At 59.7% G+C, this 11,276-nt stretch carries 11 protein-coding genes and 1 pseudogene; 7 read left to right on the top strand and 5 right to left on the bottom strand.

Translation table 11 applies throughout. The features are described 5' to 3' along the window. A partial coding sequence (locus tag ABX75_RS06085) for an IS3 family transposase (protein WP_144419292.1) occupies window positions 1-858 on the top strand: 858 nt, incomplete at its 5' end. A gap of 82 nt (window positions 859-940) precedes the next feature. On the opposite strand, the gene rhlB is transcribed toward ABX75_RS06085, so the two are convergent. Beyond that, on the bottom strand, window positions 941-2,410 hold the full coding sequence (gene rhlB, locus ABX75_RS06080; protein WP_034111841.1) for an ATP-dependent RNA helicase RhlB: 1,470 nt from the start codon (window positions 2,408-2,410) through the stop codon (window positions 941-943). 96 nt (window positions 2,411-2,506) lie between these two features. After that, window positions 2,507-3,163 (bottom strand): alpha/beta hydrolase, encoded by a 657-nt coding sequence (locus ABX75_RS06075; RefSeq protein WP_034096004.1) that lies wholly within the window; start codon window positions 3,161-3,163, stop codon window positions 2,507-2,509. A 347-nt stretch (window positions 3,164-3,510) separates the two neighbouring features. On the opposite strand from ABX75_RS06075, the gene ABX75_RS06070 reads away from it, so the two are divergent. From ABX75_RS06070 to ABX75_RS06055, 4 genes are all read left to right on the top strand, one after another. After that, window positions 3,511-4,542, top strand: a complete 1,032-nt coding sequence (locus ABX75_RS06070; protein ID WP_034096005.1) for an amino acid ABC transporter substrate-binding protein — start codon at window positions 3,511-3,513, stop codon at window positions 4,540-4,542. A 72-nt stretch (window positions 4,543-4,614) separates the two neighbouring features. Further along, the gene (locus ABX75_RS06065) at window positions 4,615-5,796 is read left to right on the top strand and encodes an amino acid ABC transporter permease (protein WP_034096006.1); all 1,182 of its coding nucleotides are present in this window, start codon (window positions 4,615-4,617) and stop codon (window positions 5,794-5,796) included. A 10-nt stretch (window positions 5,797-5,806) separates the two neighbouring features. Further along, the gene (locus tag ABX75_RS06060) at window positions 5,807-6,904 is read left to right on the top strand and encodes an amino acid ABC transporter permease (protein WP_034096007.1); all 1,098 of its coding nucleotides are present in this window, start codon (window positions 5,807-5,809) and stop codon (window positions 6,902-6,904) included. Window positions 6,905-6,915: 11 nt separating this feature from the next. Beyond that, window positions 6,916-7,680: an amino acid ABC transporter ATP-binding protein gene (locus tag ABX75_RS06055; RefSeq protein WP_034096008.1), complete on the top strand. Its 765-nt coding sequence runs from the start codon at window positions 6,916-6,918 to the stop codon at window positions 7,678-7,680. A gap of 66 nt (window positions 7,681-7,746) precedes the next feature. On the opposite strand, the gene ABX75_RS06050 is transcribed toward ABX75_RS06055, so the two are convergent. Continuing rightward, window positions 7,747-8,235: a type II toxin-antitoxin system MqsA family antitoxin gene (locus tag ABX75_RS06050; RefSeq protein WP_034096009.1), complete on the bottom strand. Its 489-nt coding sequence runs from the start codon at window positions 8,233-8,235 to the stop codon at window positions 7,747-7,749. Beyond that, window positions 8,232-8,542 (bottom strand): annotated as a pseudogene (locus tag ABX75_RS06045) (type II toxin-antitoxin system MqsR family toxin). The gene ABX75_RS06050 and the pseudogene ABX75_RS06045 overlap by 4 nt, the downstream one beginning before the upstream one ends. Before the next feature lie 158 nt (window positions 8,543-8,700). Here ABX75_RS06045 and ABX75_RS06040 point away from each other — a divergent pair. Then, window positions 8,701-9,360, top strand: coding sequence for a FadR/GntR family transcriptional regulator (locus tag ABX75_RS06040; RefSeq protein WP_047881619.1), 660 nt, complete (start codon window positions 8,701-8,703; stop codon window positions 9,358-9,360). Beyond that, window positions 9,350-10,615 carry a CynX/NimT family MFS transporter gene (locus ABX75_RS06035; protein WP_047881618.1) on the top strand — a complete coding sequence of 422 codons (1,266 nt, stop codon included), beginning with the start codon at window positions 9,350-9,352 and terminating at the stop codon, window positions 10,613-10,615. Before ABX75_RS06040 ends, ABX75_RS06035 begins: the two co-directional genes overlap by 11 nt. Here the strand turns inward: ABX75_RS06035 and ABX75_RS06030 are convergent. Continuing rightward, window positions 10,612-11,262, bottom strand: a complete 651-nt coding sequence (locus ABX75_RS06030) for a DUF1120 domain-containing protein (protein ID WP_047881617.1) — start codon at window positions 11,260-11,262, stop codon at window positions 10,612-10,614. The two genes, ABX75_RS06035 and ABX75_RS06030, sit on opposite strands and share 4 nt — an antisense overlap. Between the last annotated feature and the right edge of the window lie 14 nt (window positions 11,263-11,276).

Raw genomic sequence — 11,276 nt, 5'->3', positions numbered from 1 at the left:
GGCGTTTACACAGCGCGAATAGTCACTGAGCTGAGACAAGACTTTCCGCTGGCGGACCTGCTCAAACTGCTAGGGCTGGCGCGAAGCACGTACTACTACCAACTCAAGGTCATGGGCGTTGCGGACCGTTTCGTCTCAGTCAAAGCCTCAATCCAGAGCCTTCAGCAAGAGCATAAAGGGCGCCTGGGCTACCGCCGTATGACGCTGGAACTGCGTAAAGAAAGACTACAGATCAACGGTAAAACGGTACGACGATTGATGGGAGCGTTGGGGCTCAAATGCACGGTGCGACCCAAGAAATACAGAGCATATAAAGGGCCGATGGGAGAAATCTCACCCAATACCTTGGCTCGTCGGTTCGAAGCCGAGAAGCCGAATCAGAAATGGGTGACGGATGTCACCGAGTTCAAAGTGGCAGGTAAAAAGCTGTATTTGTCGCCGATCTTGGACTTATACAACGGAGAAATCGTGGCTTATCAGACCGCCATACGCCCCCAATATGCCCTGGTTGGCGACATGCTGGAGCGAGCGCTCGAGCGCCTGCCTGAGGGCGCTAAACCCATGCTGCACTCGGATCAAGGCTGGCACTATCGACACTCGAAGTATCGCGAGCGACTAGAACAGGCGGGGCTGGAACAAAGCATGTCACGCAAAGGAAACTGCTATGACAACGCCACGATGGAGAGCTTCTTCGGCACGTTGAAGTCAGAGTTTTACTACCGCGAAAGCTTCGACAACGAGGCTCAGTTGCAGGCTGGACTGGATCAATACATCCATTACTACAACCATAAGCGAATCAAAACGAAGCTTGGCGGACTGAGCCCTGTAGAGTACAGAGCCCGTTCCGCTGTAGCCTAGACAATTACTGTCCAACTTTTGGGGCGCACTTCACCATAGCTATCGGGGGCAAGCCCCCTCCCACTTTTTATCGCATTCCAGCTTACGGGCGTTTGCGCTCTACGGCCCGCAATAGATGCGTCGGCGGTGTCTCGCAGCTGATCTTGCGCCCCAGCAGCGCTTCGATCGACGGCAACTGATACGAGTCATCTTCCCCGGCAAAGCTGATCGACACACCCGCCGCTCCGGCGCGGCCAGTACGGCCGATGCGGTGTACATAGTCGTCCGGCACTTCCGGCAGAGTGAAGTTGATCACATGGCTGATGCCGTCGATGTGAATCCCGCGGCCTGCCACGTCGGTGGCCACCAGCACGCGAATCTTGCCTTCGCGGAAACCTTCCAGGGTCTTGATGCGCTTGTGCTGAGGCACGTCGCCGGACAGTTGCGCGGCGTTCACGCCGTCACGCACCAGGCGTTCTTCGATGCGGCGCACTTCGTCCTTGCGGTTGGCGAACACCATCACCCGCTCCCAACCGTTGTCGTTGACCAGGTTGTAGAGCAGTTTGTATTTGTCGGCACCGGCCACGGCATAGATGTGCTGCTCGACGTTTTCGCTGGCGACGTTTTCCGCTTCGATCTCCACGATCGATGGGTCGGTGGTCCATTGCTTGGCAAGGTTCATCACGTCTTCGGTGAAGGTCGCGGAGAACAGCAGGGTCTGACGCTCGCTTTTCGGCGGGGTCTGGCGAATGATCTGGCGTACCTGTGGGATAAAGCCCATGTCGAGCATGCGGTCGGCCTCGTCCAGCACCATCACTTCGACCATGTCCAAATGCACGTCGCCGCGCTGGTTGAAGTCCAGCAGGCGACCCGGGGTGGCAACCAGGATGTCGCAGTGGCGGGCTTCGAGGTGCTTGAGCTGCTTGTCGAAGTCCATGCCGCCTACGAACGTCATGACGTTGAGGCCGGTGTACTTGGTCAGGTCGGCAGCGTCCTTGGCGATCTGTACCACCAACTCGCGGGTTGGCGCGATGATCAGCGCGCGCGGTTCGCCCATGTAACGTTCTTTGGGCGGCGGCGTTTGCAGCAGTTGGGTAATGATCGAGATCAGGAACGCGGCGGTCTTGCCGGTGCCGGTCTGCGCGCGGCCGATGGCGTCTTTGCCGGCCAGGGTAAAGCCCAGCACCTGCGCCTGGATCGGCGTGCAGTACGGGAAGCCCAGGTCCTGGATGGCGTGCATCAGTTCCGGAGCCAGCTTGAAGTCATGGAAGCGGGTCTTGCCTTCCTGGGGCTCGACGACGAAGTCTTCGAGTTTCCATGGGGTGACCGGCGGTTTGGGCGCACGTTGACGGCGCGGTGCTTTGGCTTGCGGGGCTGGCGTGGCCTCAGCCGGTGCAGTCTGTTCGGGCGCGGTCACCGATGGCTTCCTGGGCGGGGCCACAGGTGCGGTCCGGCCGGGCTGTTGACCGTCATTGCGGCTGCCGGGCGTCGGGACAGGGGCGCTGGGAACAGGCGCGAGCGGCTCAGCCTCGCTTTTGCCGAACATCTTCTTGAGTGCTTTGAGCACGGTGATCTCATTAATTGGTTAAGGAATATACGCCGGCCAGTGTAATGCAAGATTCGGGCGCGGCGTAGTGCGTCTGTCATACGGCTACATAAAGCGAGGGTTTCAGCGCAGGCGGTCGCTCAGCCATTGCCCAATGTCTTGTATCTCTTCAGGTAACACTTCGTGTCCCATTGGGTATTCCTGCCATGTCACGGTGACACCATGGTGCTTCAAGTACTCCATTGCTGTACGACCCATGGCGTTCTGCACCACGTCGTCGTACTGGCCGTGCAGGCAAAGGGTCGGAATGCGCTGTTGACTGGCGGATAACTCCAGCTCATCGCTGAACGTGGGGGCATAGGTGGAGAGGGCGATCACGCCACCCAGCGGTCCCTGCCACTTCAGAAAAGCGGTGTGGTAAACCACGGCGCCGCCTTGGGAGAACCCCGCGAGGAAAATTCGCGACGCGTCTATCCCGGTTCTTTTTTGCGCTTCGATCAAATCCATTACGGTTTGCGCCGAAATTTCCAGCTCTTCCAGGCTGATGGAGCGGGCGGGGCTCATGGCCGTTATGTCGTACCAGCTGGGCATCTCGTAACCGCCGTTGATCGTTACCGGACGGATCGGTGCCTGGGGCAAGACGAATCGGGTGGACAGCAGATCTTCCTGTAGGGCTTCGGCTACGGGCATGAAGTCATAGCGATCGGCACCCAGGCCATGCAGCCAGATAACACAGGCATCGGCAGGCTTGGCGGGCTGAAGAATAAGGGGGTCGGTCATGTTCGCTCCATAAACGTGCGCTCGCTCCGATTGGGTGCGTCGGAACGGTGCGCAGTGGGTTGATTTGTTAACAAGATGTCGCAACGTTGAATCTTTTACACTTGAACCTGGGCTGAAACGACTCAGCCGTCACTCTGGTACGGCGCTTGCTATGTGTAGGTCGATGTCAGAACTATCCTCGGTCGGTAACACTATCAGTGAGTGCCGCTTGGGAGATAGCCGCTGGAATTAATGCGACAGTCCCATGCCGCTTGACCCTAAAAAAAGCCAACACGGGTCAATATCGCCTCATAAGGGTGCGCTGGGATTCGAGCTCCGACACAACAAGAGCAAAACTGGAGGTTTGAATGAAGGTATTGAAATCCACCCTGGCCATCGTATGCGCGGCCGCTGTACTGGGTGTCAGCGGTTTCGCCCAAGCCGGCGCAACCCTGGACGCTGTGCAGAAGAAAGGCTTTGTACAGTGTGGCGTGAGTGACGGCTTGCCGGGTTTCTCGGTACCGGATGCCAGCGGCAAGATCCTGGGGATCGACGCTGACGTATGCCGCGCTGTGGCGGCTGCCGTCTTCGGTGACGCCACCAAGGTCAAATTCAGCCAGTTGAATGCCAAAGAGCGTTTCACCGCGCTGCAATCGGGCGAAGTCGACATTCTGTCCCGTAACACCACCATGACCAGCTCCCGCGATGCGGGCATGGGCCTGAAATTCCCGGGTTTCATTACCTATTACGATGGCATCGGCTTCCTGGTTAACAACAAGCTGGGCGTCAAAAGCGCCAAGGAACTGGACGGTGCAACCATCTGCATCCAGGCCGGTACCACCACCGAGCTGAACGTTTCCGACTACTTCCGTGGCAACGGTCTGAAATACACCCCGATCACCTTCGACACCTCCGACGAAAGCGCCAAGTCGCTCGAATCCGGGCGTTGCGACGTGCTGACCTCCGACAAGTCCCAACTGTTCGCCCAGCGCAGCAAGTTGGCCTCGCCGAAAGATTACGTGGTACTGCCGGAAACCATTTCCAAGGAACCACTGGGCCCGGTCGTGCGTAACGGCGACGACGAGTGGCTGGCCATCGTGCGCTGGGTAGGCTATGCCATGCTCAACGCGGAAGAGGCCGGTATCACTTCCAAGAACGTCGAGGCTGAAGCCAAGTCCACCAAAAACCCGGACGTAGCTCGTCTGTTGGGCGCTGACGGTGAATACGGCAAAGACCTGAAAGTGAAGAAGGACTGGGTCGTACAGATCGTCAAGCAAGTCGGTAACTACGGTGAAGTGTTCGAGCGCAACCTGGGCAAGAGCACCCCGCTGGAAATCGACCGTGGCCTGAACGCACTGTGGAACAACGGCGGCATTCAATACGCACCGCCTGTGCGCTGATCGCTGATGGTTCTGTCACCCGGTGGGCCAACCGCCGGGTGATGTTCTGTTCCATTCTTTCCGGGGCACTTCATGCAAAATCAAATCGGCGCACCCAAGCAGAAGCTCAGCTTCAGCGACCCCAAAGTGCGTGCGTGGCTCTTCCAGATCATCACGATTGTGGCGGTGGTCTCGCTGGGCTGGTACCTCTTCAACAATACCCAGACCAACCTTCAGCACCGGGGCATCACCTCGGGTTTCGACTTTCTTGAACGCAGTGCCGGCTTCGGCATCGCGCAGCATTTGATCGATTACACCGAATCGGACAGCTATGCCCGGGTCTTCGTGATCGGCCTGCTCAACACCTTGCTGGTGACGTTCATCGGCGTGATTCTGGCCACCTTGCTGGGCTTTATCATCGGCGTGGCGCGCCTGTCGTCGAACTGGATGATCAACAAACTGGCGACGGTATACGTGGAAGTTTTCCGCAACATCCCGCCGTTGTTGCAGATCCTGTTCTGGTACTTCGCGGTGTTCCTGACCATGCCAGGGCCGCGCAACAGCCATAATTTCGGCGATACCTTCTTTGTCAGTAGCCGTGGCCTGAACATGCCGGCGGCGCTGGCCGCTGACGGTTTCTGGCCGTTCGTGGCGAGCATTGTGCTGGCCATCGTGGCAATCGTGATGATGGCGCGCTGGGCCAATAAACGCTTTGAAGCCACGGGCGTGCCGTTCCATAAGTTCTGGGCGGGCCTGGCGCTGTTCATCGTGATCCCGACACTGTGCGCGTTGATCTTCGGCGTGCCGCTGCACTGGGAAATGCCCAAGCTGCAAGGCTTCAACTTTGTCGGCGGCTGGGTATTGATCCCCGAACTGCTGGCGCTGACCCTGGCACTGACGGTGTACACGGCAGCGTTTATCGCCGAGATCGTGCGCTCGGGCATCAAGTCCGTCAGCCATGGCCAGACCGAAGCCGCTCGCTCCCTGGGCCTGCGTAACGGTCCGACGCTGCGCAAGGTCATCATCCCGCAGGCCCTGCGGGTGATCATTCCGCCGCTGACCAGCCAATACCTGAACCTGGCGAAGAACTCGTCGTTGGCCGCCGGTATCGGTTACCCGGAAATGGTTTCGCTGTTTGCCGGCACGGTGCTCAACCAGACCGGCCAGGCGATCGAAGTCATTGCCATCACCATGAGCGTGTACCTGGCGATCAGCATCAGCATTTCCCTGCTGATGAACTGGTACAACAAGCGCATTGCGCTGATCGAGCGGTGAGGAAACGCACATGAGTTCGCATACTTTCAAACCTGATATGCCGCCGCCGAGCAAAGTCTTCGGGCCGATGGCATGGATGCGCGCCAACCTGTTTTCCAGTTGGCTCAATACACTGCTGACCCTGCTGTCGATCTACCTGGTGTACCTGGTGGTGCCGCCGATCCTGCATTGGGCCATCCTGGACGCTAACTGGGTTGGCACCACCCGCGCCGACTGCACGAAGGAGGGCGCCTGCTGGGTGTTCATCCAACAGCGTTTCGGGCAGTTCATGTACGGCTACTACCCCGGCGATCTGCGCTGGCGCGTGGACCTGACCGTGTGGCTGGCCATCGTCGGCGTGGCACCGTTGTTCATCTCGCGCTTCCCGCGCAAGGCAATCTACGGGCTGAGCTTCCTGGTGCTGTACCCGATCATCGCCTTCTTCCTGCTGCATGGCGGTGTATTTGGCCTGGCCACCGTGGCCACCAGCCAATGGGGCGGCCTGATGCTGACCCTGGTCATCGCCACCGTCGGCATCGCCGGCGCCTTGCCCTTGGGTATTGTGCTGGCCTTGGGGCGGCGTTCGAACATGCCGGCGATTCGTGTGGTCTGCGTGACCTTCATCGAATTCTGGCGCGGCGTGCCGCTGATTACCGTGCTGTTCATGTCCTCGGTAATGCTGCCGTTGTTCCTGCCCGAAGGCATGAACTTCGACAAGTTGCTGCGGGCGCTGATCGGCGTGATCCTGTTCCAGTCGGCCTATGTGGCCGAAGTGGTGCGTGGCGGTTTGCAGGCCATCCCTAAAGGCCAGTACGAAGCGGCCGCAGCGATGGGCCTGGGCTACTGGCGCAGCATGGGCCTGGTGATTCTGCCGCAAGCCCTGAAGATGGTGATTCCGGGGATCGTCAACACCTTCATCGCGCTGTTCAAGGACACCAGCCTAGTGATCATCATCGGCCTGTTCGACCTGCTCAACAGCGTCAAGCAAGCCGCCGCCGACCCTAAATGGCTGGGCATGGCCACTGAAGGCTACGTGTTCGCCGCCCTGGTGTTCTGGATTTTCTGTTTTGGTATGTCGCGCTATTCCATGCACCTGGAACGCAAGCTCGACACAGGCCACAAGCGTTAGGAGTTCTTTTGATGAGCGAAGCAATCAAACAGCCTGTGGGCCCTGAAGGCATTATCCAGATGCAGGGCGTCAACAAGTGGTACGGCCAGTTCCATGTGTTGAAAGACATCAACCTCAACGTCAAGCAGGGCGAGCGTATCGTGCTGTGCGGGCCGTCGGGTTCCGGCAAGTCCACCACCATCCGCTGCCTCAACCGCCTGGAAGAGCACCAGCAGGGCCGCATCGTGGTCGATGGCGTGGAGCTGACCAACGACCTCAAGCAGATCGAGGCGATCCGCCGCGAAGTCGGCATGGTGTTCCAGCACTTCAACCTGTTCCCGCACCTGACCATCCTGCAGAACTGCACGCTGGCGCCGATGTGGGTGCGCAAGATGCCCAAGCGCAAGGCCGAAGAAATCGCCATGCACTACCTGGAGCGCGTGCGCATCCCGGAGCAGGCCCACAAGTTTCCGGGGCAGTTGTCCGGCGGCCAGCAACAGCGTGTGGCGATTGCCCGTGCCCTGTGCATGAAACCGAAAATCATGCTGTTCGATGAGCCGACTTCGGCACTGGACCCAGAGATGGTGAAAGAAGTACTCGACACCATGATCGGCCTGGCCGAAGACGGCATGACCATGCTCTGCGTAACCCACGAAATGGGCTTTGCCCGCACCGTGGCCAACCGCGTGATCTTCATGGACAAAGGCGAAATTGTGGAACAAGCGGCACCGAATGACTTCTTCGACAACCCGCAGAATGATCGGACCAAGTTGTTCTTGAGCCAGATTCTGCATTGATCCAGCGGTAAAGCTTGAAGATAAACCCGGCCTTGGCGCCGGGTTTATTTTTGCCTGTCGACCGTGTCAGGACGCCTGAGCTGAAAGCTGTTGCGCGTCTTTGGCGATGAGCAGCCGGTTAAGATCTTCGCCAACGTTGAGCGTCTCTATCTCCGCCAACAGGTGGGGATGTTTATCCAACAAGCGCATCAGGATGAGTAATGGCTCAGGTGGAAACACCTCGGCCCTTTCGTACCGGGAAAATGCGTTGTGGCCGCGGCCAATCAACAGCCTTACAGCCTCCTTTTGGGTCAGATGTAATTTGCGCCGAATTCGCTTTATTTCGGCGGCAATGACTTTTCGCGCATCGACCAACAGTTGATCACTGGCAGTGGAATAACGCTCTGCACTGTCGGTGTCCATATCGAACTCCCTTTCATGGCAGACCTGGCATTCCCAGCCGGCGATATCAGGAATCTTGCGCAGCATGCCGCGGGTATTGATCGTGAAGGTGCGACCTTCGAAATGCTGCATGCCTTCAGCAGCGCCGCAGCTCACGCATTGTCGGGTTCTCATGAAGTTTTCTCCTTGAAGGAGATTACCGGCGGCCCACCGCTTGGACGGTAGGTCACTTTGATGTAAATCTCCGTGCCGTAAATCTTGATCAGATAGACGTCCTGCATATCTGATGGTCTGCGTATGTCGTCATTGACTTGTACAACATTCGAGCTTCCAGAGCGCAAACGGCAAGTCGCATCTGACCGAGGCTCAACTCCAGCTGCCGCCCTCCCTCTCGCGCGCTGGCGGTGAAAGCGCGCGCACCTAGCCGGATGACCTCTTCCTTGACTTGAGCCAAATCGTAATGAGGTGTGTGCTTTTCCATAAGACACCTAAGTTGATAATTACCCTTTAAGGGTAATTTTACCAATCGAAAATTTTGCTTCGTTTTCCGCCCAATAACCCTAGTGCGTTGCCTTTATCGCTGAGCCCTAATAGGCTGTAGGAAAATTCATCCTATGATTGGACGAAAGCGCAAAATCCATGACAGACATCGCTCCACTGATTAAACGCTCGCTGGTCGACCAGGCCCTTGAACAGTTGCGCCTGCGCATCGCCCAGGGCGTATGGGCTGTCGGCGAGCGCTTGCCCACCGAGCCGGAGTTGTCCGCCGAGTTGGGGATCAGCCGCAATACCGTGCGGGAAGCCATGCGGGTGCTGGCGTTTTCCGGGTTGATTGAGATCCGCCAGGGAGACGGGAGCTACCTGCGCTCGATGACTGACCCCTTGGGGGCGATGCGTGCGTTGTCCCACTGCACCTTGGCGCAGGCGCAGGAGACCCGGCAGATCCTCGAAGTGGAGGCCATTGGTCTTGCGGCGCAACGCCGTACCGAGCAAGACCTGCAGGGGTTGCATCAAGCCCTGCGCACCAGTGCCGCGCTGTATCACGGTGACCTGGAGGCGTATATCAGCGCCGATCTGGTGTTCCACGCCCGCCTGGTGGATGCCGCGCACAACCCGGCGTTGAGCGAGTTGTACCAGTATTTTTCCGCCATCATCGGCGCCCAGTTACGCCAGACCCTCAGTGTTTCACCACGCCGCCAGGCGGTGTTCGACCTGCACAGCGCCTTGCTTGAAGCGGTGGAGCAGCAAGACCCGGAACGCGCCAAATCCCTCTGCCGACAGTTGATCCATGAACCCTGAAGCCCAACGCACACCCGAACTCGAAGAACTGCTGATCGATGCCGAGGCCGATGACGACGAGGTCCAGCACACCCCGCCGCAGGTCAGCCGCCCGTGGCTGTTGCTGCTGGGCCTGGTGCTGGTGGCGTTGAACCTGCGCCCGGCGTTGTCGAGCATGGCGCCGTTGCTCAGCGATGTGTCGGCCAGCCTGGGCTTGTCGGCGGCCAAGGCCGGTTTGCTGACCACTTTGCCCGTGCTGTGCCTGGGGCTGTTTGCGCCATTGGCGCCGATTCTGGCGCGGCGATTCGGCGCCGAGCGCGTGGTGCTGGGGATCGTGCTGACACTGGCCGGTGGCATCATTCTGCGCAGTGCATTCGGTGAGGTCGGGCTGTTTGCCGGCAGCCTGATTGCCGGGGCGAGCATCGGCATTATCGGCGTGTTGCTGCCGGGCATCGTCAAGCGTGATTTCGCTCGCCAGGCCGGGGCCATGACCGGCGTGTACACCATGGCGTTGTGCCTGGGCGCCGCGCTGGCGGCGGGGGCGACAGTGCCGCTGAGCCATGTGTTCGGCGACCGCTGGAGCATGGGCCTGGGCTTCTGGATGGTGCCGGCGGTGGTGGCGGCGTTGGTATGGTGGCCCCAGGTCGGGCAACGACACGGCGCCCATCGCGTCGCGTATCAGGTCAAAGGCTTGTTACGCGATCCGCTGGCCTGGCAGGTGACCTTGTACATGGGCCTGCAATCGTCCCTGGCGTACATCGTGTTTGGCTGGCTGCCGTCGATTCTGATCAGCCGCGGCCTCAGCGCCACCGAGGCCGGGCTGGCGCTGTCCGGCTCGATTATCCTGCAATTGATCAGTTCGCTGACCGCGCCCTGGTTGGCCACTCGTGGTCGCGACCAGCGCCTGGCGATCGTGGTGGTGATGCTGTTGACCCTCGGCGGGTTGTTCGGTTGCCTCTATGCGCCGCTGGACGGTCTGTGGGGCTGGGCGATCCTGCTCGGCCTGGGCCAGGGCGGCACCTTCAGCCTGGCATTGACCTTGATCGTGCTGCGCTCGCGGGATGCCCACGTCGCCGCGAACCTGTCGAGCATGGCTCAGGGTTTCGGCTATACCCTGGCGTCCCTCGGCCCGTTTGCGGTCGGCCTGGTACACGACTGGACCGGCGGCTGGAGCGCCATCGGCTGGATTTTCGCGGTGATCGGCCTGGGCGCGATCATTGCCGGCCTGGGCGCAGGGCGTGCGCGTTATGTGCAGGTCACCAGCGAGAAACGCTAGAGATAGATCACTTCCAGGGTCGCCGAGCCGTCGAGCAGGGTGTCGGTGCTCAGGTCCAGGTTCTGCCGTGCGTTGATCACCGCTTGGACCTTGACCGTGCTGATCAGCTCCTGGATCGCCGAAGGCCCGGCGGTGCTGCCCTGCCTGGCGCTAAAGCCCAGGTAGCTATTGGCGCCGATATCAATGGGGTTGAGGTTGGCGGTGCGCCAGGCCAGGCCGCCGGTGGTGGACTCGGTGCCGTACACCGTCACGGTGCTGTCCACCAGCGTGTTGCGGGGGTCGAAGGTCATCGAGTAAAGCCCAAGCCGGTTGCCGCTGTTGTCCAGTCCGAGCCCATAGTAAATCTCGCTGTTGACCGTTGCGGTGCCCTCGCGATTGTCGCGCATGCGCAGCGCAAAACGACTTGGCGCCGTGCAGGCGATGCTCACTTGCAGGTGTTTGATCGGCAGCCGCGTGCTGGTCTCCAGGTTCAGATCCTGCTGGGACATCTTGCCGTAGTCGATCAGCCCGCCGCCGGACAACTGAGGGTCGCAGGCGGTGGGCGTGACCACGCCTTTGACCGTCAGATCGACGCTGGAGGCGGCCTGGGTGTGGGCCGTGGCGGTCAATAACAGCAGGCTGTAAAAAACGATGGGATAAGCGTTCATGGCGTCAATTCCAG

The organism is Pseudomonas sp. ARP3, assembly GCF_001029595.1.
In the GTDB taxonomy this organism is placed as follows: Bacteria; Pseudomonadota; Gammaproteobacteria; order Pseudomonadales; family Pseudomonadaceae; genus Aquipseudomonas; species Aquipseudomonas rhodesiae.
Note: the sequence above shows the minus strand (reverse complement) of the source record. Positions and strands in the feature narration are given on the sequence as shown.

Coding starts and splice junctions, on each gene's coding strand:
- ABX75_RS06075 (WP_034096004.1), bottom strand. CDS start 3,163: ATGACCGACCCCCTTATTCTTCAGCCCGCCAAGCCTGCCGATGCCTGT.
- ABX75_RS06070 (WP_034096005.1), top strand. CDS start 3,511: ATGAAGGTATTGAAATCCACCCTGGCCATCGTATGCGCGGCCGCTGTA.
- ABX75_RS06065 (WP_034096006.1), top strand. CDS start 4,615: ATGCAAAATCAAATCGGCGCACCCAAGCAGAAGCTCAGCTTCAGCGAC.
- ABX75_RS06060 (WP_034096007.1), top strand. CDS start 5,807: ATGAGTTCGCATACTTTCAAACCTGATATGCCGCCGCCGAGCAAAGTC.
- ABX75_RS06055 (WP_034096008.1), top strand. CDS start 6,916: ATGAGCGAAGCAATCAAACAGCCTGTGGGCCCTGAAGGCATTATCCAG.
- ABX75_RS06050 (WP_034096009.1), bottom strand. CDS start 8,235: ATGAGAACCCGACAATGCGTGAGCTGCGGCGCTGCTGAAGGCATGCAG.
- ABX75_RS06040 (WP_047881619.1), top strand. CDS start 8,701: ATGACAGACATCGCTCCACTGATTAAACGCTCGCTGGTCGACCAGGCC.
- ABX75_RS06035 (WP_047881618.1), top strand. CDS start 9,350: ATGAACCCTGAAGCCCAACGCACACCCGAACTCGAAGAACTGCTGATC.
- ABX75_RS06030 (WP_047881617.1), bottom strand. CDS start 11,262: ATGAACGCTTATCCCATCGTTTTTTACAGCCTGCTGTTATTGACCGCC.